A 22,423-nucleotide genomic window follows, 5' to 3' on the forward strand; every position below is an offset into this window, starting at 1 on the left:
TACCAATCCTGTAGACGATTACATCACAGAAAAAGAAATACAGAAAGTAAAATAGTTTTGGGAATTAAGGGCCTGACCCCCATCGTACTAAAGCGTTAGCGCACTGGGGGTCAGGCCCTGCTTTTCTATATGAATTTATTCTTAAAACTAGTAGAAAAGATGACGGTGTATAAAGAGGAAAAAGTGATTGTAACTTTTCTAGATGGAACAGAAGTTGAGTGCCAGATTGATAAATAAGAAATGGGCTTGGAAATATCAATACCTCCAAGCCAAAATTGCTTTCCCCATTAATCAAGTGCTGTGTAGTTAAGTAGGTTGATGTTTTTAGTGTATTCAATGGTATCTTTCCGATATTCGATACATCTTTGTGTTCATAGTTTATCACTTCGAAACTTTGAATCCTTAAAGTGATTGTATCAAATCCATATGGTGGATTATGTGCTCCTTCAAACGTAGTAATTTGGACCGTTACATCATAATAATCATCCCGTATATTTTGGGTAATATCAATAATTCCTCCATCATGATAGAAAAGCTTTGGTTTTCCATAAAATGTTTTTGTGGCATTAAGGATTTCTTTTTTATTAAGGGGTACCCCCATACATAACTTGTTCATTTGTAAGTGTAAATTTATTTAAAGATTATATATTAACCTATTATGTTCGATAAACATCGGGGCAGGATGATTCTGTAGGAGAGTAAAAACAGTGTGATTTATAGCGCCCAGCATTCCATTGATTATACCATTGTGCAGGGCAACTACCTTCTGGTTTAAAGAACCATAATGAGTATGTCGCTGGATGAAATCGTTCTCCTTTAATTAGTCTCCTTGCTAACCTAATTTCTGTTTCTCTAGCTTCTTGGTAAAAATATCCTCTTATAGTTGCTTCAAATCCTCCAGGTCGTTGAAAAACTTTCCTACAAAAAATCTATTATAAATTTTCCATTAGACGTTTTTTGATTAATTCATAATCGTCCCTAGTAATACCAGGAGCAAATTCTTCAGGTAACTCCTCTAAGTTTGGAATTGGTCCGCCTTCAGGAGTACCAATTTTCACTTCAAGTGGTTGCCCATTTTCCGGATTTGTTCCTTTCCAAATCATTCCGATATCCCTGTATTCTGTTTCGCTCCATGTGAATAGCACATTGCTTAAGCCTTTTTCTATGAACGGTCTGGCATAATCAAATTTTGAGTTATCAAGATTTGGAACTGGAAGCATTTTCGTCAAGTCTACCCCTGTAGCAATTTCGATTGCTTTCGCATAGGCGAGGATATGTGTTCCTCCACGAACAAGTAAATACCCAATCATGGTTCTAGCAACTGGGTTATCAGTCATCTCATAAACTCTCATTTTATGTGTACGTGCACCAATCTCTAGAAAAAAGTTATGTGTTAAATCTAAAACCAGATTTCCACTATTAAAAACATTATCACCAGTCCAAGGTCTTCCCATTGAATCACCTGGTATAGCCGTTTGAGCTGTAGAAATAAAATGGTGGGTGTTTCTCGCATCCTTCCCATTTTGAAGTGGAGTGATATCCGGATTCCCTGGAAAAGTATTACCTACCGATAACAAATTAATCGTATTAGAAACAAGTTCTACATGACCAAATTCTTCTGCTGTAATGCTTGCCACTAACTCATAGAATGGTTTTAGCTTTTTTTTATTTCTGAAGTTAAAAGACTGAAACATATAGTTATTTAAGGTAGACATCTCCCCAAACTTGCCACCCAAGAGTTCTTGTACTGCTGCTGCAGCATTCATATCGCCGTGTGCGGGTATAGGAAGTTCAATTGCCAATTTATTTATTCTTTTAAACATTATTTCCCCTCCACTTCCTTTTTGTTAACCAGGAAAAACCCAAATAATTTGCTGGGTACGAATAAAAAAGGGAGTTCCGTTAGATTCGACAACAATGTGATCTGGCAATACATTTTTCAAGGAGCCACGAACGCTACCTCTTATGGTTTGAACAGTAACAATTTTACCAACAATGGTTGTTAATGTCTGATAAACATATGGATCATAAAAGCTTAACAGGTTGTTGTTTGTCATTTAGATCCTCCTATTCTAAAGTCATTCTTACTGAGTATATGTTTCTCGATATGAAAAAAGACTGAAAAACAACTGTTCAATTTGACTCTTGTTGTTAAATACTATCCTGAAAATAATAAACGGCAATAGCACATTTTTTGCAATACGAAACTAGGCCTAGCAATACCTAATTTTTTAAACTGGACCTAGGAATGACTAATCTAATCCTTTTATGTACGAATTTATACTATGGCTCGCATACGCCGATGTAATTGACAATAAAATTGAAAAGATAAAGCAAGGGCTTGTAGAGTTCAAGAATAAACTTTATGGCACAGGTAATGCCATTCAAAGTATAACGAAAACTCTTGACAAACTATTTCAACGTCAGGACGAACTGTTTCAACGTCAAGACAATATTATCAAGCTACTGGAAGTTGTGTATAACAATTTATAATTATATGGAACACCAGTAAATCTCGGGCCTATTTCAAAAATTAGAAGTCATTAAGCCGCACTCGAAAGATGGACAAAGATATATTGAAGTTGTATTTATTTATCGCTTTGAAAAATCTGTTGAAACATGTGCCGATATGATTAATTGCGACAGGAGCACCTAATTGGTATGTAAATAAATTAGCAGCAGAGTTAAGCAACAAAGGTGATGACAAACTATTCAAAACCTTATCATTACTTATTCCAGAGGAAGAATTAAAACCAGAATTAAAGAGTATAAAGGGTGGCTATAAAGATATTGATGTGGTCACTGTTTCCGAACAACTAAATCAAAAAGGGATACTGGAGGATGTGGGCGGCGTAACCTATCTTACTCAATTAGCTGGCTCAGTACCAACTACAGCGAATACCATTTATTATTGTGATTTGGTAAAATCGAAATCCTTGCGTAGGCGAGGAATTGAAGCAGCAAAAAATATAAGATATTTATCGGAGGTACAGGAATTTGAATATGACGAGACATTTTTGACAGAAGTAGAAAATCAGGCTTTAAAAATCCGATCAATGGCGTTCTCATTACTCGCATCTCATTGGGAAGCTTCTCGAAAATGTACATCAAGTATTGATAAGGATTAAGCCCATTTTCTTTGGCTGTTTCTACAATACTATAAGTCACAGCACTAGCCTTCGCTCCTTTCGGAGTGTTTGCAAAAATCCAGTTTTTCCTTTTATGTACTTAAACACATAAAAGAAAAAACTGGCTCTTTTCCGTCAGTGAAGTTGGTGCAAAAGCCAACGCCATCTGTTTAAGTATCGCAGAAATGGCAAAAGCAAACGGAGTGGATTTCTATCGTTATCTCTTGAAGTTACTGACAGATTTTCCGAATCTTGATATCTATCCACATTCGGAAATTTTAAATCAATATATGCCTTGGTCAAAAATGATTCAAGCAGAATGTGGCAGATAAAATGAAATCACCGTATATCTGATTAAAAAAATCATGATATACGGTGATTTATGATGCGTACGGTTAAGGTATGCTTATTTTTTATAGTTTGGGCTTACAAAAGAAAAGGGGTTGTCCGAAAAGTGAGTAAAAGCTAATTTTTCGGACCCCTTTTTTTATCTTTTTTCTAAAAAAATGCACAAAAAAAACATCCTTTTTAGTAAAATGAAGTTACCACACAACATTAAAAGAAAGGATGATTTTTTTGTGCAATCAAATGATTACTACTGAAAATTATAACACGCAAATGACATTACTTCCAGTTCTAGAAGGGAATGAGATGGAGAAAAAAAACAATAAAAGGCAATTATCCCCAACGTTCAAACCTTACAACAACCGTCAAATCCAAGCAATTTTTGATTTAGAATCCTTCATTCCAGCTCATCATGTGGCCCGTGTGATAGATGAAATGGTAGAGGCTGTTTCGGACAAAATTCTATTCTCCCATTATAAAGGTGGAGGACGAAGCTCTTATCATCCTAAAATGATGCTTAAAATCATTCTATTTGGCTATTCTCAAAAAATTTATTCTTGCCGTGGGATCGAAAAGCTGATTACAGAAAACATCCCAGCGATGTGGCTAGCTGCGATGCAACAACCTGATTTCCGTACCATTAATGAGTTTAGAGGAGTACGGTTGAATGTTTTGATAGACGAGCTATTTGAAGTGATGATTCTAAAACTAATAGAAGAAAACTACATCACAATGGAAAACTACTTTTTGGATGGGACCAAAATCGAGGCCAATGCCAATAAGTATACTTTTGTATGGAAGAAATCAACCGAGAAATTTGAAGCTAAATTAAAAGAAAAAATTCAAGAAACCCTTCAACATATTCAGGAACTAACCCAATTGGAAGCTGGTATGATCCAAGGAGAAGTTCTTCTCAACGAAGACCACACGATACCTACTCTAGAAAGTGTAGCGGAGAAACTCGAGGAGAAAGTAGAAACGTTAACAGAGGAAATCGAAATAGAATCTTGTACACACATCCGTAAAGAAAAGCGAAAAGAACGTAGTACATTAAAGAAGTCAGTGAAGTTAATCCGACAGGATTTCATCGAGCGACTTGCCAAATATAAGGAACAGAACGAAATCTTTGGCGAACGAAACAGTTATTCAAAAACGGACAAAGATGGCACCTTTATGCGAATGAAAGAAGATCCTATGAAAAACGGTCAGCTAAAACCAGGATACAATGTTCAAATGGGGACAGAAAATCAATTTATCCTATTCTACTCGATTCATCAACGCCCAACTGACACACGTTGTTTTATTCCACATATGGAAAAGCTCGCCTCTACATCATTACCGATGCCTAAAACCGTCATTGCCGATGCAGGTTACGGAAGCGAAGAAAATTATGTTTATGCGGTAGGAGAAGAAAAAGAGCTACGTTTTGATTTTCTTATTCCTTATGGTTCCTACCTCCATGAACAAACACGTAAATTCAAAAATGATATCAAAAACGCTAAAAACTGGACTTATATGGAACAAGACGATTATTTTATTTGCCCAAATGGAAGGAAGGTTCTCTTTAAAAAATATCAAACCAAAAAAAATCGCTACGGTTATGAACAAAGTTTCAAAATCTATGAATGCGAAGACTGTACAGATTGTCCCTTGAAGGCCCAGTGCACAAAAGCCAAGGGAAATCGGCAAATTCACTGGAATACGATTTTTGAAGAAATGAAAACCAAAGCGAAAACAGCCCTTGAATGTGAAGAGAAGACCGCAATCTACGCTCGACGGAAAATCGAAGTAGAAAGTGCGTTTGGTCATATTAAGGGCAATCGGTCGTTCCGCAGGTTTTCGTTGCGGGGGCTCGATAAGGTTCATGCCGAGTTTGGGATTGTGGCATTGGCCCACAACCTATTGAAAGTAGCGGGCATCCGCCAGCTACTTTCAAAAATAAAACAACAGAATAGAAAAGCAAGAGGAGAAAAACGAGCCTTTTTCTCCTCTTGCCTTATTTTAGGGACTTTTCGGACAGCCCCTGGTAGGAATTTTTAATATTATTAGTCAGCTCATTTAAAATAATTTTTTTCTTTGCCTGAGGTAAATGGCAGCTTAAAATTAGCAAATCAACTAGGTCAGGTTGTTCCTCAGCAATTTCCTGTAAGTAATCCCTGCCAAACTCTTTCATAACAGGTAGCAAACTGCTCATTTTTAATGGAAATCCACATCAATTCTCTTTTTATTTGTTTGAGTTTGTTTAGGCATGATAACTTCTAGTACACCATCCTTATAAGAAGCCTTTATACCTTCCTCAGAAACAGGAGTTGGTAGTGTAATAGCTCTGTGAAAGCTACCTGTGTATCTTTCTCTCCTATGCATATTCTCTTCTTTAATCTCATTAGTTCTGTTAATTGAGCCACTAATTCTCAATACATTATTTTCAATATCAATGTTTACATCTTCTTTACTCTGTAAGCCTGGAATGTCACAAGTTGCTACTACCTCTTTATCTGTTTCATGAACATCCACTCTTATATTCCCCAATTGATTCATTTCATTGTCTAAATGAAAAGGGAAATCATTGAATAATCTGTCAAAATCTCTCCTAATGTTAGTTAATTGTCTAAATGGATCATAAGGTATTAATGCCATTTGTATCATCTCCTTAGTTATTTTTAACAAATATATTTTTCCCATTTACTATGTAATTATTCATTTAAGGGATAAGCTGAGTCAGTTTTAGAAAAGCATCCTATTACAGAAAAAGGAGAGCCTAATTAGCTCTCCTCAGTGTCATTAGTTTTAACCTCATATCCAAAAAGCTGTGACCTTTCTTTAGACCCAAGATGGGATTCTAACTCGAGAAAGCCTCCTTTAGCTGTTATTGAAGACAATGCAGCGAACGTTACTTCTTTATATAAATCCTCATTTGGGGGTAGCGTCAGGAAAATGCGAATTTACAACGCTAAGCCCATTTTCAAGACGATTCCCCCAGTTTTAACAACGTTAAGAAAGTTTCAATGGTCTTAAAGAATCTAACGAGACCATTTTCTCCGAATTAAAATGGTATTCTCCAAGTAAATTAATATGTTCCCAACCTAGAGGTGACATATGGTGCAATAATTCTTCATTAAAACTACCTGACCGTTTTTGATATTCAACTGCCTTTGTTAGATGTAAAGTATTCCAGATACTGATGGCATTGATAATGATGTTTAAGGCACTGGCCCTTTGCAATTGATGCTGTATGGTTCGTTCCCTAAGCTCGCCTTGTTTTCCGAAGAAAATAGCTCTTGCCAGTCCATTCATGGCTTCTCCTTTATTCAATCCTTTTTGTATTTTTCTTCTTAATGATTCATCCGAAATATAATTCAAAATAAAGATCGTTTTTTCTATTCGGCCCATCTCACGTAAGGCTGTAGCCAAGCTGTTTTGTCTTGAATAAGAACCTAATTTCCCCATAATAAGGGATGCTGAAACTGTTCCTTCCCTTATAGAATGAGCTAATCGCAAAACATCCTCATAATTCTCTTTAATGACCTTTGTATTTATTTGTCCACGTAAAATGACTTCTAATTTTGGATACTCACTTGCCTTATCTATTGTAAATAATTTCGAGTCTGATAAATCTCGTATTCTTGGAGCAAATTTAAATCCTAATAAATGGGTCAGTCCGAATATTTGGTCTGTGTAACCAGCCGTGTCTGTATAATGCTCTACTATATTTAGATCCGTCTCATGGTGTAACAAACCATCCAAAACATGAATCGCATCCATTGAATTAGTATGAATAATCTTTGTGTAATAAGAAGAAAATTGATCACTTGTAAAACGATAGATGGTGGCTCCTTTTCTAGTTCCATAATGTGGGTTTGCATCTGCATGTAGCGATGAAACGCCTATCTGCATTCTCATACCATCGGACGAGGATGTTGTACCGTCTCCCCAATAAGAAGACAATTGCAATTTGTGATGAAAATTTACTAATACGGCTTGGGCTTTATTCATTGCATCTTCATACATGCGCCATTGTGATACATTGGCCAATTGCTTATATGTAAGTCCGGGTGTTGCTTCAGCCATTTTGCTTAAACCAATATTCATTCCCATTCCTAAAAGAGCAGCCATAATAATAATTGTTTCTTCTTTATCCGGTTTTCGATTATTGGAAGCATGAATAAATTGCTCATGAAATCCTGTTATATAAGCAATATCCATCAGTAAATCGGTTAATTTTATTCTTGGTAGCATCTGATACAGGCTTGCACTAAATTTTTTTGCTTCTTCTGGAACATCTTTTTCTAAGCGTGCAATTGACAGCTTTCCTTTTTCAAGAGAAACCCCGTCTAACTTGTTGGAATTGGTAGCTAACCACTTTAACCTTTAGGCTGCTGGTTCTCTCCGTCATATAATCCTCGAATGATAAACTAACTGATAATCTTGTATTCTCCTTCGTTTGATTCCATGTATCTTCTGAAAACAAATATTCTTCAAAGTCTCTATATTGTCTGCTGCCAACAATGGAAACATCTCCTGCCCTAACATGCTCCCGAAGTTCTGTTAAAACAGCCATTTCATAGTAATGACGATTGATTGTTGTACCATCATCCTCGTATAAATGCTTTTTCCAACGTTTTGAAATAAAATCCACAGGTGAGTCATTAGGCACTTTTCGCTTTCCGGATTCGTTCATTCCACGGATAATCTCAACAGCTTGTAAAAGTGGTTCATTTGCTTTTGTAGAATGAAATTCCAATACCCTTAATAGCGTTGGCGTATATTTTCTAAGTGAATAAAATCGTTTTTGCAGTAAGTCTAAATAATCATAGTCGGCAGGGCGTGCAAGCTCCTGAGCTTCTTCGACCGAAGAGACAAAAGAATTCCATTCGATAACGGATTCTAAAACCTCAAAAACGTCTAATTTTTCCTTTTTTGCTTTGATTAAAGCTTGTCCGATGTTCGTAAAGTGTATAACTTTCTCATTCAGCTTTTTACCGTTTTGTTTCTGAATTTCCTCTTGAGCCTTACGGCCTTTTGATAACAGACTAAGTATTTGTCTATCATGAATTTCAAAAGCTTTATCCGTTAACTCTTGAGTAAGATGTAATAAATAGACGGTTAATATCGAATATCGCTTATTTTCTTGAAAGTCACGGAATGCATATGGCTCATATCTTGAGCCTAAGCGAGATAGTTGTAACAGGCGATTGCGATGCAAATGACTAATTTGTACCGTTTCTAATTCCATTCCTCGTATGTATTCGAGTCGTTCTATTACTTTTAGAAATGTTTCGGGTGAAGGATGACCCGGCGGTTCCTTTAACCAACCCAATATCGTTTTATTGGATTCGGATGGATGCTGCGAAGTAATGATCTCTTCAAGCTTTCCTTTTTGTTCATTTGTAAGAGATTGACTAACAGTATTAAACAGTTTCTTTTCAGCCATTGCCCTTGCTGTCACTTTAGGAGGTAATTTGCGCTTATTTTAAGTGCTATTTTGCACATCTGTTCATTTACAATCAAGTTGTTGAATCTTAATACTTTAAACACAGATAACACCGTTCTAAATGTAGAACGGTGTTAAAAAATAGTTGTTTAACTTTCTTCATCCTGTACCCATTTATCTCAAAATAAATAACAATAAAGTCGTTTAAAAACAAAGAGTTCTTCCACTATTTCGCCCGATTTGTTGAATAGATTTTTCATTATACATAACAAGAAATAATGCGTAGTAGACACAAGAAGCGCTACTGATCGGCGGCGCTTCGGACACAAAATGTTCAGTAAAAAAACCGACGAGATTGCCGGCTTCTACAAAATTAATGATCATTCATAAAATATAAAAATCAAACTGCATAATTTTGTTCGTCGGCTGAAGCTTGTGTAAATGCACCTTTAAGGGGTACGACCGAGGTACTTGTAAAAAAGGGTCATAGCATGGATTTTTTTTACATTTACAACCCTTTTTACTCTGTAGGGTAGGGTGGGGTCAGAAAAGTGCGGTTGTTGGTAGGATCCTAATAGGGGTAGTGTCATTGTTGCTACTCCTATTAAGGAATACTTAAACTAAATCACAAATTAAAGAAGAAACACATCTTAAAAAATGAGCATTGAACCTTTGCATAATAAGCAAAAGTCCTTTAAAATTTGTTAGCCGGGTAGAAAATGCTATAATGCTCTTATAAAAAAGAATGGATGCAAAATAGTTTAGGTAAGTTCTAAAACGATTTCTTTTATTCTTCGACAAACAGGCCAGATTCGTAATTTCTCAAGAGAATAATACAAGTCGCTGTAGGGGTTTTTGTGTTTTTTCACTTATGATCACTTTGATATACAAGACCTATTTCATCTCTCACTTTATCCAACACTTGTATCGTGGTGTATGAATTTTTATATGAGTTAGTATCAGACTCTGTTTTTCCTCGGTTGATTAATTCAATAAATTCTTTCACTTCGTAATACATAGCTGGATGAGATTGGTCGACTGTTAATTGTTCAACCGTGCCGTCAGTGTAGTGAATTTCTACTTTTTCAGCCGTATGAATCTTATCAATCATGATACTTCCTTTTTCGCCTTGAATTTCGCTTGGTAAATAAGAGTTCGTTATTTTGGAATACATCACAATCGCATCTTTATCATCATATTTTAAGATGACGCTACCTTCACCATCCACACCCGAATCAAGCATAATGCCAGTTGCCTTCACTTCTTTTGGTTCACCAAATAATGTAATAAGTGGATACAAACAATAGACACCAAGGTCCATTAATGAACCGTTCGCAAACTCTGGATTGAAGGCATTAAGGACAATTCCTTCTTTGTATTTATCATAACGAGATGAATACTGACAATAGCTTGCAAAGTATCTACGGATAGGACCAATTTTATGTAAATTATCTTGAATGACCTTGAAGTTTGGAAGTAATGTTGATTTCATTGCTTCCATTAATAGGGCGTTATGATCTTTTGAGGCTTGAATCATCCTCGCTACTTCGGTTGCATTAACAGCCAGTGGCTTTTCACATAACACATGTTTGCCATTTTGCAAAAATAAAATAGCTTGTTCTGCGTGATATGAATTGGGAGTAGCAATGTACACCGCGTCAATTTCTTGACTAACTGCCATTTCTTTTAGGTTTGTAAATATTTTTGTTACTCCATATTTACTTGCAAATTCTTCTGCTCTACTAATCGTGCGAGAATAAACAGCAGTTAGTTTAAAATCTTCTACATCATTTGCTGCTTCAAGTAATCTTTCTGTAATCCAATTAGTACCGATTACGCCGAATCGAACCATTTATTCAACCTCATTCCTTTGTTTTATAAAACGAAGAGTTTTGTTTACTACACTTATGAAGCGTTTTTCATCGCCAATAGGATTTTATTTTCCCATAAAAAAACTTATATAGACATGGGGCCTACCAGTGAAATATTGGTGATAACCCAAATAGGGCTCATACTGTGAGTGATGGCTAAATTCTTGGCTGTGCCCCACCCAATAATGATCTCTGATCCGGCCATAGAAGGGACTGAATCAGAGGCTATTTTTTCTTTCCTGTATGGACTGTGTTATTTGTAATATGCAGTAAAGACCGCAATTCATAAAAGAAATAAATGCGGTCTTTACGATGTTTCCATATTTTTTAAAGTGTACTCTATTCGAGATTGGCATGTTTGCCGTACATTTTAGTAGAGTCTAAGCCTTTTTTTTCCATAAAACGCAAGATCAATGCATCATAAAATAATAACATCGTTTGCTCAAAAAGTGACCCCATTGGTTGTATGGTCTTGTATTCACTTTCAGATTGATCTTTCGGTGATCCAGGCAATTTAATGATAATATCAGCTAATTTTCCAATCGTGGAGTCAGGGGAAATCGTTACAGCTGCGACCGTCCCACCTAAACTTTTTGCTTTTTCAGCGATTGAAACCAAGGTTTTCGTTTCACCTGAACCTGAACCGATGATCAACAAATCACCTTTTTCTAAATTTGCTGTTACAGTTTCACCGACTACATAAGCATCGATCCCCATGTGCATCATTCTCATCACGAAAGATTTGCCCATAAATCCAGATCTGCCCGCACCTGCAACAAAGATTTTTTTGGATTCCAGAATCTTATTAACCAACTTCTCTGCTTCTTCGTCAGAGATTAAGTCGACTGTCCGACTTAATTCTTGAACGACTTCAGCTAAATATTGAGTAGTTTTCATAGTTATAATTAACCTTGTTTAATTAATTCTTGCATTTTAGCTGCAACTGCTTTTTTATCGTCTTTGCTTGTGATACCGCCACCTACGATGACAAGATCTGGTTGTACTTTAATCACATCTGGAAGTGTTTCTAATTTGATTCCGCCTGCAATAGCAGTTTTCGCATTTTTTACAACGCTCTTAATGGTTGCAAGGTCTTCGAAAGAATTTTTTCCTACAGCTTGAAGGTCATAACCTGTGTGAACGCAGATATAATCTACTCCTAGTTCATCCAGTTCTTTCGCACGACCTTCAATGTCTTTAACTGCGATCATATCAGCAAGGATTTGTTTACCTTGTTTTTTTGCTTCTTCTACAGCACCTTTAATGGACTCGTCTTCAGCTGTACCAAGAATGGTGATGATGTCAGCGCCTGCTGCAGATGCTTGGCTAACTTCATATCCAGCTGCATCCATGATTTTAAGGTCAGCTAATACAGTTAAGTTAGGGAAGGCAGCTTTCACTTCCTTTACTGCTTTAAGGCCTTCATTAATCACAACCGGCGTGCCGATTTCTACAACATCTATATGATTTTCTACTTCTTTCACCAATTCAATGGCTCCTGGAATATCTACAAGATCTAATGCTAATTGTAATTTCATTTATTACTCGCTCCTTATATAATAGTATATTGTGCCGTATAGCTTTCTTTTGCACAGTGTTATTGTATCCAATTGATAGCTATTTACTAACGGTATGATACTCAGTATACTGGGTATGTTACTAAATTAAAAGTATGCACTTTTTTATCATATAGTAACAAAAAGTATACTATGGGACATAATAAGGGTTGGAGGTGAAATGAATGCCGAATCTTGGGGAAAAAGTGTTTAATTGTGAAAAAGAATTGACTCTTTCGATTATTGGTGGAAAATGGAAAATGTTGGTATTGTGGCATCTAGGAAAAGAAGGAACCAAACGTTTTGGTGAACTAAAGGCCCTCATGCCGGGTATCACTCAAAGAATGCTTGTTAATCAATTGCGCGAACTTGAAGACCATTTGATTGTTCATCGTGAAGTCTATCCTGTCGTTCCACCAAAAGTTGAATACTCACTCACTGAGTATGGAAGAAGTCTGATGCCTATTCTGGATGCTATGTATGACTGGGGTAAAGATTATATTGAGAATGTATTGGAAAAAGAAACAGAAAACAAATCGTCTATTCAGTAGAAAAAAGTGTTTCTCCTAGGGGTTCGAAAAAGTGTAAAAAAGTTCATATACTAACAAACCACGGTTAGCTATCTTAATAAAGATGCTGTCCGTGTTTTTTTATATCTCTACGTATTTAAAAGGTTGAAAAAACACAACATTTAAACACAACATTTAATAAAAGAATCAGTTACTAAAAAGCCAAGGGCAGCGAATCTTGTATAATCGCTGTCCTTGGCTTTTCACTCTTGGTATTGGATTCAAGTTTATAGTATTATTTTTAACACTATGTTATACCAATGTATCTATATGTTAATAAAGTGCGTACTTTCAAAAATATAACATACGTAATATACTGATTTTGCTCAAGTAATAGCGAGCTTAAAGAATACTACCAAACCTTAAGGGAATACTGCTACAAGCATGGTGAGATGAAGTGAAACTTCATTTAATAATTTATACATGTTGTTGCTTTTTACGAAAGGAGAGATCCGCATGGAAAGGTTCAAAACTAAGCAGCGAAAAGTTTGTGAAAGATGTCTAATCATCACCATAAATAATGAAACCTGTCCAAAATGTGGACATTCTCAATTAAGAGATATCATTATTACCGGACAAGCTGGGAGAAATAAACGAAACTTACATCCAAAAGTAGGATAACGCAATAGCGAAAATCCTTGTTGTTTTGTAGGGAAAACGAAGAAAATCAGACATTTTTCTATTTGAAAATGCTTTGAAAAAGTGGAGGAATGAAAAGTGGATTCTATGACGTTTGTCTTATTTGGGGCAACTGGGGATTTAGCTAAGCGAAAAATCTACCCTGCCTTGTTTAATTTATATTTGAATCAAAAATTACCAGATTCTTTTTTGATCATTGGTGTAGGAATAGACGAAATGTCTGATGTTGATTTTCAAAACCATGTAACAGACTCGCTATACACTTTTTCTAGACACTTGATAAATGATAAATCCGAAAAACAAGAGTTTGTAAAGGCATTTCGTTATTGCCAGTTAGATTTCACGAATGCTGAAGGGTATAAGAAGTTAGTTGAAGTCGTTCAACAAAATGAAAAAGACCAGAGTATTGAAGAGAATCGAATGTTTTATCTTTCTGTTGCTCCTGAATTCTTTGATGTAATTGCTTTGAACATCAAGGAGAGTGGATTAGGCTCGACAAAAGGATGGAAACGATTAATGATCGAAAAACCATTTGGGCGTGATTTAAAATCTGCTCAAGATTTAAATGAAAAACTAAGCAAAGCTTTTGAAGAAGACGAAATTTTCAGGATTGACCATTATCTTGGAAAACCGATGGTTCAAAACCTTGAAGCTTTAGAATTTGCCAACCCTGTGCTGCAATCACTATGGAACAATCGGTATATTGCCAATGTGCAAATAACGGCTAGTGAAACGGTTGGTGTAGAAGAGAGAGCTAGTTATTATGAAAAAGCAGGGGCTATTCGTGATATGGTCCAAAATCATATGATGCAGCTGTTGATGATGACGGCCATGCATCAGCCAAAACAGATGAGCACGAACGATATCCGTACAGTGAAAAGAAAAGTTATGGACTCTCTTCGGCCTGTACAGAAAGATACTGTAGGTATCCACGTTGTTCGTGGTCAATATGGACCGGGGGAAATAAAGGGTAAACCTGTAGTCGGATATTTAGAAGAACCTGGAGTGAATGCTTCTTCCACAAACGATACATTTGTGGCTGCTCGTTTATGGATTGATAGTTCATTCTGGGATGGGGTGCCATTTTATATCCGGACAGGAAAAAGAATGAAGGAAAAGTCGACGCGGATTGTGATTGAATTCAAGAATCCAACGAAAAATGTGTATACTAACGAGAATCAATTTGCAGAACCCAATCTATTAGTTATCAAAGTAAGTCCAAATGAGGGTGTGTCGATGCAATTAAATAGCAAAAATTTAACAAATGGAAATTTGGAGCCGATAATTGTTGACTTCTCAGCAAGTACAAAAGACATACCAGAAGCTTATGAACTCTTAATATTCGATGCTCTGCGTGGGGACTCTACCTTCTTTGCTCATTGGGACGAAGTTGAATTATCTTGGAAATGGGTACAGCCCGTTTTAGAGGCGTTTGAGGAAAATGCCCTTCCACTCCACCTATATCAAGCCGGTTCGATGGGGCCACAAGCTGCTTCGCAATTATTGGAGGAGGATGGTTTTAAATGGTGGGAAACCAGGGGGGGAGTTTAATCCGCACCTCCCTGGAAGGCTATTGGTATGAAGAGAGCAAACCGAGGTTGGATTTGACAGATAATTGTTACGCGATTTACCCAAGGAACTTAAAGTATTTGTTGAATCCTTATGGTTCCATAAGGAGACCATGAAGAACAACAAATGGGTAGCATAATAATACACGCTATTTTTTGTAATTTAAAGGAGGAAACTCAAGTGAAAGTAGGATTAATTGGATTAGGGAAAATGGGTATGAACTTAGGAAAAAACTTAATTGACAATAAACACCGTGTAATGGCGTTTGATCTAAATACAAATACTATTGAAGAAATTAAAAAATATGGAGTTGAAGGAGCATCCAGTTTACAAGATCTTGTTCAATCATTAGAAAAGCCACGAGTTGTTTGGATAATGGTCCCACACTCCGTCGTTGATTCAGTTATTAGTGAAATCACACCATTTCTAAGTGAAGGAGATATCGTCATTGAAGCTGGTAATTCGCATTATAAGGAATCCATTCGTCGTTACGAACAGTTGAAGAAAGTTGGAGTGAGCTTTATGGATGCCGGTACTTCTGGGGGGATGGAAGGTGCTCGCTATGGTGCTTGTTATATGATTGGTGGAGATCCTGAAGCATGGAGCATTGTCGAGCCGATTTTTAGAGATACAGCTGTAGATAATGGGTATTTATATGCTGGGAAATCTGGTAGTGGCCACTTCTTAAAAATGGTCCACAATGGAATAGAATACGGAATGATGGCCGCCATTGGTGAAGGATTCGAAGTCCTGGAAAAAAGCGATTTCGATTTTGACTATGAAAAAGTGGCACGGGTGTGGAATAACGGTTCTGTCATCCGCTCATGGCTCATGGAATTGACAGAACGCGCATTTTCTAAAGATGCAAAATTAGATGAAATTAAGGGCATTATGCATTCTTCTGGGGAAGGGAAATGGACAGTTGAAACCGCTTTGGATCTTCAAACAGCTACCCCTGTTATCGCTATGTCTTTACTAATGCGTTACCGTTCATTAGACAATGATACATTTACAGGTAAAGTGGTAGCTTCCCTTCGTAATGAATTTGGCGGACATGCTGTGGAAAAATCATAAAGTCATCTGCTGTATATGTCTTTCGTTAAAATGAGCCGGAAATTCATTGGATTTTTAGTTTGGTATATCCCAAAAATTGGTAGATTTACTTAAGTCGTTGATAGTGCTAACTATGTTGATTGAAGCGGAAGGAGCGAGACTCCTCGAAAATGCATTCACATTTTCTCGTGCGGTGCCTATTCACGGATGATGATTCAACGTCCTGTGGGAAAAACAGGACAAGGGAGACCCCGCAGCCGCACAGCGCCGAGGAGGCTCCCGGCTCGCCCGCGGAAAGCGAGCACCTGGAGCCAACAGACAAGTTTAACAGAGCCAAAAAAATAAAACAATATTGAGGTGTGACATCATGAACGTATTGGATGCAAAAATCATTAACACACAATATGGTTTAGAAACCTATTTAGACATGGTGAAGAATATCGAAGTAAAAGAACTCCATTCTCCATCAGATAATGAGCCCTTTTATGAAATAGTATTAGGGATAGAGTATTTTCTTCTAAGGGACGGAAAATACTATGATAGTGAAAGGAATTATTTTCGGATTCAAATGAGCGAAGATTTTAATTCAATCACGTTAAGAGAGACAGATACCGAAAGTTTATTTGCTGTCAAAACCGAACACGAGAGAGACTCAACTAAGCTACTGGTTGGAGAATGGCTTATAAAAACCAATGCTTTCAAGCAAGTAATAAGTGAACTGATCCAACAAAAGAAAATGGAGAATGTTCAAAATGAGGGAGACACTCGAAAAGTATTAGGAACGATAAGATTCTTGGAAATATTACTTGAAATCAAAACAGAAGACATACTAAGTGCCGATGTAGAGAGGGACCATTGAGTTTTCTTAATACTAACTATCTTTTAATGTACGCTATTGATAATTACACGGTCCCACTAAGGATTTTTCAAAATTGAAAAGGGGGAGTTTAAATGTGTTTTTAAAAACTTCCCTTATATACTGTAGAAAAGGAGAATGCACTAACATGAAACGTTTTACTATGCCGAGAGATCTTTTTTACGGAGAAGGATCTCCGATTGAAGCAGCTAAGCTAAATTTGATTGAAAGGGGAAGTAATGTATGACTATTTCGTTTGATTACTCCAATGCATTAGCATTTATGAAAAAGAGTGAAGTAGATAATCTAAGTGAATTTGTAAAAGTGGCTCATAAAATGCTACATGAAAAAACAGGCCCCGGCTCTGATTATCTTGGTTGGGTCGATTTGCCACTAAACTATGATAAGAGTGAATTTGAAAGAATTAAACAAGCTGCTGAAAGAATCAAGAAACATTCAGACGCAATGGTTGTAATTGGTATTGGTGGTTCGTACCTGGGGGCAAGATCGGCTATAGAATCTCTGTCCCATAGCTTTCATAACCAGATGAACAATAAGACACATGTTTATTTTGCCGGTCAGAATATCAGTTCTACTTATATATCTCATTTATTTGAACTATTAGAGGGGAAAGATATCTCTGTTAACGTCATTTCTAAATCAGGAACAACGACAGAGCCAGCCCTTGCTTTCCGTATTTTCCGTGACTATATGGAGAAAAAATACGGAAAAGAAGAGGCGAGAAAACGTATTTTTGCTACTACAGATCAGAAAAAAGGCGCATTAAAAAAGCTTGCGGACGAAGAAGGATATGAAACGTTCGTTATTCCGGATGATGTTGGTGGAAGGTATTCTGTGCTAACAGCAGTTGGTCTCTTACCAATTGCCGTAGCAGGACTTGATATTGATCATATGATGGAAGGGGCAGCAGCAGCAGCCCGTAAATACAACAATCCTGATTTATTGACAAATGAGAGCTATCAGTATGCTGCGGTCCGAAATGTACTCTACAATAAGGGAAAAGCAATTGAAGTGCTTGTTAACTATGAGCCCTCCCTTCACTACGTATCGGAATGGTGGAAGCAGCTGTTTGGGGAAAGTGAAGGAAAAGATCAAAAGGGGCTATTCCCTGCTTCCGTTGATTTTTCAACGGATTTGCATTCCATGGGGCAATATGTACAAGAAGGTCGACGAAACCTTTTAGAAACGGTTTTACAGATTAAGAAACCTCGAATTGAAGTGACTATTCAGGAGGATCCAGAAAATATTGATGGATTAAACTTCCTGGCAGGTAAGACGATGGATGAAGTCAACAAAAGTGCATTTCAGGGTACCCTTATGGCCCATATAGATGGAGAAGTACCTAATCTCGTGATTGAACTGGATGAAATGAATGAATACACTTACGGTGAGATGGTTTACTTTTTTGAGAAGGCATGTGGGATTAGTGGCCATCTATTAGGAGTTAACCCATTTGACCAGCCTGGAGTCGAAGCATACAAGAAGAATATGTTTGCTTTACTTGACAAACCTGGTTTTGAAGCAGAAAAAGCTACTCTCATGGAGCGTTTATCAAAATAATTATATCTGATTGGTTTTGTATTAATAAAAAGATTGTTACCAAAAACCATATTTTTTGTAACAATATTTATGAGAAATACTGATGCTTGATTTTACTAATTTTATAGGTTACCAAAAATAATTACCAAAAGTTTTACCAAATACTTTTACAAAAATGATGTCTCTTGTACAATTAGATTATTAAATTGTGCAGGAGGCTTCTTTATGATAATCGGTTATGCTCGAGTTTCGACAGTTGACCAAAATTTAGACCGACAAATTATATTACTTTCTGAGTACGGCTGTGAAAAAATGGTTCAAGAGAAATTTACTGGGACTACAAAGGATAGAGATGGACTTAACTCATTGCTAGATGTAATAAGGAAAGGTGATACCGTTGTAGTAGAAAGTATTTCACGCTTAGGGAGAAAAACACTTGATATTCTTTCTATTATTCAGCAATTCGAGGATACTGGTGTAAAGTTCGTTTCTATTAAGGAGAACATGGATACAAGAACATCAACAGGAAAAGCCATGTTTCAAATGATGTGTGTCATCGCAGAGTTAGAAAGAAATTTAATTGTAGAAAGAGTTAAAGAAGGGTTAGAAGCGAGTAAAAGAAGAGGAAAAAAACTAGGAAGGCCTAAAGTGGATCAAGGGAAAATTGAAATAGCCTTGAGGATGTATGACAGTAAAGAATACTCGGTAAAAGAAATTGTAGAAGGTACAGGACTTTCACAGGGATCATTATATCGAGCGATTAATAAAAGAAAACTAGAGAAGCAAATTAAAAATCTCTTATATTTTTAGGGAATTATGTGACGGACTAGGGCAGCTACTCTGTCACCACCCCCAACTTAATTTGAATGGAGTTGGTAATTTGGCATCTATAGAACGTACGGCTTATCCAAGATTTAAAAAACGTCCTACTTCAAAAGAACTTCGTGATGTTTACTCCCCTACACCTGAAGAAAACCAATTTGCGCATAAAGTTGCTAGAGGACCTGTTTCAGTTCTAAGTCTATTAGTTATGTTAAAGTCTTTCCAACGACTTGGTTACTTTCCTCTACCGAAAGATATTCCTGTAGAGATCATGATTCATATTCGGACCTGTTTGAATCTCTCTGCTAGTGTTGAACCGAATTACAATAGTAAATCAATTTACCGACATCAAAAAGCAATTAGAGATTACCTCAATGTACGTCCTTATGGAAAAGAAGCCTTACATATTGCAACTACTTCAATTTATAAGGCTACACAGGTAATGGACAATCCAGCCGATCTTATCAACGTATCCATTGAAATATTAATAAAAGAAAGGTGTGAATTACCTGCTTTTAGTACATTAGATCGATTGGCTCGTCGTATAAGAACATTAGTGAATCACCAGTTATTTAATTCAGTATTTTCAAAATTGACTCCTGAAATTGAGCGAAAATTAGATCAATTACTAGTTACTAAAAATGATAATCGGACTTCTGAATATAACTTATTAAAAGAAATTCCAAAAAGCGCAACACTTTCGCATATGAAAGAAATACAAAATAGGTTACTTCTGTTAACTGATTTTATAGAAGAAATTGATAGCTTACTAGAGGATATTCCAAATTTAAAAATTAAACACTTCGCTTTAGAAGCAAAAGCGCTTGATGCATCAGAATTAAAAGACTTTAATTTAGCTAAAAGATATATGCTGCTACTTTGTATGATTTATCGCTCAAAAATTTCAGCTATAGATAGTTTGGTAGAGATGTTTCTCAAAAGAGTCAGAACTATACATAACAAAGGCAAAGAGGAGCTAGAACTTCTTCGAGAAAAACATAGATCAAAAACTGAAAATCTTATATCTGTTTTGGCGGAAGTCTTAAATGCCACAAGTATAAATGAGAACGATACCTTGACTGGTCAGAAAATAAGGGAGTTATTAGGGAGAAGAGGTGGTATCGACGCATTAAAAGAAGATTGTGAATCAATTTCATCATATAATGGCAATAACTACCTTCCTCTTTTATGGAAGTTCTATAAAAGCCACAGGAAAACTCTTTTTAGATTGATTAGTATGATTGAAATTAATTCAACCACACAGGATCAATCACTTTTAGAAGCTTTACAATTTTTACGTGATAATGAGAACCGAAAAATTGAAAATCTACAAATAGATTTGGATCTTTCATTTGCTAGTGAACAGTGGAAAAAAACGATTTATGTACCTAAAGAAAATAACTTAATCCATCGTAAACACCTTGAAATCTGTATTTTTTCCTATCTTGCAAGCGATTTAAAAACGGGAGACCTTTGTGTAAAAGGATCAGAGAATTTTGCTGATTACCGTGAACAGCTCCTTTCTTGGGATGAGTGTAAACCTATGGTAGATGAATACTGTAAGGAACTTGGCTTTTCTTCAAATTCAGGGGATTTTGTTCAACAATTAAAGCTCTGGCTAGGAGATACTGCACAAAAAGTAGATTTAAACTACCCTGATAACGGCCAGGTAATCATTAATGAAAATGGAGAACCAACGTTGAGAAAAATAATGAGAAAAGAACAACCTCAGACAAGTAAGGCGTTAGAGGTAGTTATTTCTCAACGTTTACCTGAACGAAATGTCTTAGATATTCTTTGTAATGTAGAACATTGGACAAATTGGACACGGCATTTTGGACCATTATCTGGTTCAGATCCTAAGCTTGAAAATGCAATGGAACGTTATATCATTACTTCTTTTGGATACGGATGTAATTTAGGACCAACACAGACTTCTAAGCACATGAAAAAAGCAGTAACCCCACACATGATTTCATTTGTAAATCGGCGACATATTAATGCATCTAAAATAGACGAAGCTATTCGTAATATTTTAAATCAATACAATCAATTTAGTTTGCCTAGACTATGGGGTGATGGAAAAACGGCTGCTGCAGATGGAACAAAATTTGATCTCTACGAAGAAAACTTAATCTCTGAATACCACATTCGATACGGAGGTTATGGGGGGATTGCATATCATCATGTTTCAGATACTTATATTGCACTCTTTAGTCACTTCATTCCATGTGGAGTTTGGGAAGCAGTTTATATTATTGATGGTTTGCTGAAAAATAAATCAGACATTCAGCCCGATACGTTACATGCTGATACGCAAGGTCAATCAACGCCTGTTTTTGCACTTGCACATTTATTGGGGATTAATTTAATGCCTCGTATTCGAAATTGGAAGGATTTAAAATTTTACAGGGCTGATAAGGACACAAAATATCACCACATTGATCAGTTGTTTAGTGATACCGTTGACTGGGACCTAATTGAAACACACTGGCAAGATCTGCTCCAAGTGGTTCTTTCTATAAAAGCTGGTAAAATATTACCCTCTACACTACTTAGAAAACTAAGTAACTATAGTAGAAAAAACCGATTATATCAAGCTTTTAGGGAATTAGGAAGGATTGTAAGAACTGTATTTTTGCTTAAATATATTTCTGATATAAAACTAAGAGAGCAAATTGGTGCTAGTACAAACAAAGTCGAAGCATATAACGGCTTTTCCAAATGGCTATTTTTTGGTGGCGATGGGATCATTTCAGAAAATGATCCAGAAGAACAAGAAAAGCGAATTAAATATAATGATTTAGTTGCCAACGCAGTAATATTCCAAAATGTATGTGATATAACACTTATTTTGTGGGAACTTTCTAAAGAAGGCTATGTATTTTCAAAAGAAGATATTGTCATGCTTAGCCCTTATCTGACTAGGCATATAAAACGTTTCGGAGACTATATGATCGATTTAGAAAATATTCCACAACCAATCGAGGGAGATATTCCTGTATAGTATATAAGAAAGTAAAG

Annotated in this window: 17 protein-coding genes and 4 pseudogenes; 11 read left to right on the forward strand and 10 right to left on the reverse strand. The window is 36.3% G+C overall.

Features of this window, described 5'->3' with window-relative positions:
* Positions 1–64: 64 nt before the first annotated feature.
* From NYE52_RS23720 to NYE52_RS23735, 4 genes and pseudogenes are all read right to left on the reverse strand, one after another.
* The gene (locus tag NYE52_RS23720) at positions 65–601 is read right to left on the reverse strand and encodes a DUF3888 domain-containing protein (RefSeq protein ID WP_031538345.1); all 537 of its coding nucleotides are present in this window, start codon (positions 599–601) and stop codon (positions 65–67) included.
* Positions 602–656: 55 nt separating this feature from the next.
* Positions 657–914 (reverse strand): annotated as a pseudogene (locus NYE52_RS23725) (cell wall hydrolase); the annotation flags it as partial.
* Between the two features lie 18 nt (positions 915–932).
* Positions 933–1,823, reverse strand: coding sequence for a manganese catalase family protein (locus tag NYE52_RS23730; RefSeq protein ID WP_031538344.1), 891 nt, complete (start codon positions 1,821–1,823; stop codon positions 933–935).
* A gap of 24 nt (positions 1,824–1,847) precedes the next feature.
* On the reverse strand, positions 1,848–2,057 hold the full coding sequence (locus NYE52_RS23735) for a YuzF family protein (RefSeq protein ID WP_031538343.1): 210 nt from the start codon (positions 2,055–2,057) through the stop codon (positions 1,848–1,850).
* A 738-nt stretch (positions 2,058–2,795) separates the two neighbouring features.
* On the opposite strand from NYE52_RS23735, the gene NYE52_RS23740 reads away from it, so the two are divergent.
* Positions 2,796–3,128, forward strand: coding sequence for a DnaB-like helicase N-terminal domain-containing protein (locus NYE52_RS23740; protein WP_031538341.1), 333 nt, complete (start codon positions 2,796–2,798; stop codon positions 3,126–3,128).
* Here NYE52_RS23740 and NYE52_RS23745 read toward each other — a convergent pair.
* Positions 3,085–3,219 (reverse strand): annotated as a pseudogene (locus NYE52_RS23745) (transposase domain-containing protein); the annotation flags it as partial. The gene NYE52_RS23740 and the pseudogene NYE52_RS23745 sit on opposite strands and share 44 nt — an antisense overlap.
* A 22-nt stretch (positions 3,220–3,241) precedes the next feature.
* Here NYE52_RS23745 and NYE52_RS23750 point away from each other — a divergent pair.
* A pseudogene (locus tag NYE52_RS23750) lies at positions 3,242–3,460 on the forward strand (IS66 family transposase); the annotation flags it as partial.
* Positions 3,461–3,779: 319 nt separating this feature from the next.
* Positions 3,780–5,513 carry an IS1182 family transposase gene (locus NYE52_RS23755; protein WP_236691830.1) on the forward strand — a complete coding sequence of 578 codons (1,734 nt, stop codon included), beginning with the start codon at positions 3,780–3,782 and terminating at the stop codon, positions 5,511–5,513.
* 156 nt (positions 5,514–5,669) lie between these two features.
* Here NYE52_RS23755 and NYE52_RS23760 read toward each other — a convergent pair whose 3' ends face one another.
* The 5 genes and pseudogenes from NYE52_RS23760 to hxlA form a co-directional block, all read right to left on the reverse strand.
* On the reverse strand, positions 5,670–6,110 hold the full coding sequence (locus NYE52_RS23760) for an Hsp20/alpha crystallin family protein (protein ID WP_031538339.1): 441 nt from the start codon (positions 6,108–6,110) through the stop codon (positions 5,670–5,672).
* Positions 6,111–6,464: 354 nt separating this feature from the next.
* Positions 6,465–8,913 (reverse strand): annotated as a pseudogene (locus tag NYE52_RS23765) (Tn3 family transposase); the annotation flags it as partial.
* Positions 8,914–9,769: 856 nt separating this feature from the next.
* The gene (locus NYE52_RS23770) at positions 9,770–10,756 is read right to left on the reverse strand and encodes a Gfo/Idh/MocA family protein (protein ID WP_031538338.1); all 987 of its coding nucleotides are present in this window, start codon (positions 10,754–10,756) and stop codon (positions 9,770–9,772) included.
* A gap of 358 nt (positions 10,757–11,114) precedes the next feature.
* Positions 11,115–11,672, reverse strand: coding sequence for a 6-phospho-3-hexuloisomerase (hxlB, locus tag NYE52_RS23775; protein WP_031538337.1), 558 nt, complete (start codon positions 11,670–11,672; stop codon positions 11,115–11,117).
* A gap of 8 nt (positions 11,673–11,680) precedes the next feature.
* Positions 11,681–12,313 (reverse strand): 3-hexulose-6-phosphate synthase, encoded by a 633-nt coding sequence (gene hxlA, locus NYE52_RS23780; RefSeq protein ID WP_031538336.1) that lies wholly within the window; start codon positions 12,311–12,313, stop codon positions 11,681–11,683.
* Positions 12,314–12,516: 203 nt separating this feature from the next.
* Here hxlA and NYE52_RS23785 point away from each other — a divergent pair, with 203 nt between their 5' ends.
* From NYE52_RS23785 to NYE52_RS23820, 8 genes are all read left to right on the forward strand, one after another.
* The gene (locus NYE52_RS23785; protein ID WP_031538335.1) at positions 12,517–12,882 is read left to right on the forward strand and encodes a winged helix-turn-helix transcriptional regulator; all 366 of its coding nucleotides are present in this window, start codon (positions 12,517–12,519) and stop codon (positions 12,880–12,882) included.
* Positions 12,883–13,356: 474 nt separating this feature from the next.
* Positions 13,357–13,521, forward strand: coding sequence for a hypothetical protein (locus NYE52_RS23790; protein WP_155986760.1), 165 nt, complete (start codon positions 13,357–13,359; stop codon positions 13,519–13,521).
* 96 nt (positions 13,522–13,617) lie between these two features.
* Entirely contained in the window at positions 13,618–15,090 is a 1,473-nt protein-coding gene (gene zwf, locus NYE52_RS23795) for a glucose-6-phosphate dehydrogenase (protein ID WP_031538334.1), read from the forward strand.
* 198 nt (positions 15,091–15,288) lie between these two features.
* Entirely contained in the window at positions 15,289–16,182 is an 894-nt protein-coding gene (gnd, locus tag NYE52_RS23800) for a phosphogluconate dehydrogenase (NAD(+)-dependent, decarboxylating) (protein ID WP_031538333.1), read from the forward strand.
* A gap of 346 nt (positions 16,183–16,528) precedes the next feature.
* Positions 16,529–17,020 (forward strand): hypothetical protein, encoded by a 492-nt coding sequence (locus NYE52_RS23805; RefSeq protein ID WP_031538332.1) that lies wholly within the window; start codon positions 16,529–16,531, stop codon positions 17,018–17,020.
* 240 nt (positions 17,021–17,260) lie between these two features.
* Complete coding sequence (locus tag NYE52_RS23810) at positions 17,261–18,598, forward strand: glucose-6-phosphate isomerase (RefSeq protein WP_031538331.1); 1,338 nt, start codon at positions 17,261–17,263, stop codon at positions 18,596–18,598.
* Between the two features lie 204 nt (positions 18,599–18,802).
* Complete coding sequence (locus tag NYE52_RS23815; RefSeq protein WP_031538330.1) at positions 18,803–19,387, forward strand: recombinase family protein; 585 nt, start codon at positions 18,803–18,805, stop codon at positions 19,385–19,387.
* 70 nt (positions 19,388–19,457) lie between these two features.
* Positions 19,458–22,406 (forward strand): Tn3 family transposase, encoded by a 2,949-nt coding sequence (locus NYE52_RS23820; protein ID WP_031538329.1) that lies wholly within the window; start codon positions 19,458–19,460, stop codon positions 22,404–22,406.
* The last annotated feature ends 17 nt before the right edge of the window (positions 22,407–22,423 follow it).

The sequence above is a fragment of the Niallia sp. FSL W8-0635 genome (assembly GCF_038007965.1).
Taxonomy (GTDB): domain Bacteria; phylum Bacillota; class Bacilli; order Bacillales; family Cytobacillaceae; genus Niallia.

What these genes read in the sequence shown, in the direction of transcription:
- NYE52_RS23720 (WP_031538345.1), bottom strand. Translation starts at nt 601, where the DNA reads ATGGGGGTACCCCTTAATAAAAAAGAAATCCTTAATGCCACAAAAACA.
- NYE52_RS23730 (WP_031538344.1), bottom strand. Translation starts at nt 1,823, where the DNA reads ATGTTTAAAAGAATAAATAAATTGGCAATTGAACTTCCTATACCCGCA.
- NYE52_RS23735 (WP_031538343.1), bottom strand. Translation starts at nt 2,057, where the DNA reads ATGACAAACAACAACCTGTTAAGCTTTTATGATCCATATGTTTATCAG.
- NYE52_RS23755 (WP_236691830.1), top strand. Translation starts at nt 3,780, where the DNA reads ATGGAGAAAAAAAACAATAAAAGGCAATTATCCCCAACGTTCAAACCT.
- NYE52_RS23760 (WP_031538339.1), bottom strand. Translation starts at nt 6,110, where the DNA reads ATGGCATTAATACCTTATGATCCATTTAGACAATTAACTAACATTAGG.
- NYE52_RS23770 (WP_031538338.1), bottom strand. Translation starts at nt 10,756, where the DNA reads ATGGTTCGATTCGGCGTAATCGGTACTAATTGGATTACAGAAAGATTA.
- hxlB (WP_031538337.1), bottom strand. Translation starts at nt 11,672, where the DNA reads ATGAAAACTACTCAATATTTAGCTGAAGTCGTTCAAGAATTAAGTCGG.
- hxlA (WP_031538336.1), bottom strand. Translation starts at nt 12,313, where the DNA reads ATGAAATTACAATTAGCATTAGATCTTGTAGATATTCCAGGAGCCATT.
- NYE52_RS23785 (WP_031538335.1), top strand. Translation starts at nt 12,517, where the DNA reads ATGCCGAATCTTGGGGAAAAAGTGTTTAATTGTGAAAAAGAATTGACT.
- NYE52_RS23790 (WP_155986760.1), top strand. Translation starts at nt 13,357, where the DNA reads ATGGAAAGGTTCAAAACTAAGCAGCGAAAAGTTTGTGAAAGATGTCTA.
- NYE52_RS23805 (WP_031538332.1), top strand. Translation starts at nt 16,529, where the DNA reads ATGAACGTATTGGATGCAAAAATCATTAACACACAATATGGTTTAGAA.
- NYE52_RS23810 (WP_031538331.1), top strand. Translation starts at nt 17,261, where the DNA reads ATGACTATTTCGTTTGATTACTCCAATGCATTAGCATTTATGAAAAAG.
- NYE52_RS23815 (WP_031538330.1), top strand. Translation starts at nt 18,803, where the DNA reads ATGATAATCGGTTATGCTCGAGTTTCGACAGTTGACCAAAATTTAGAC.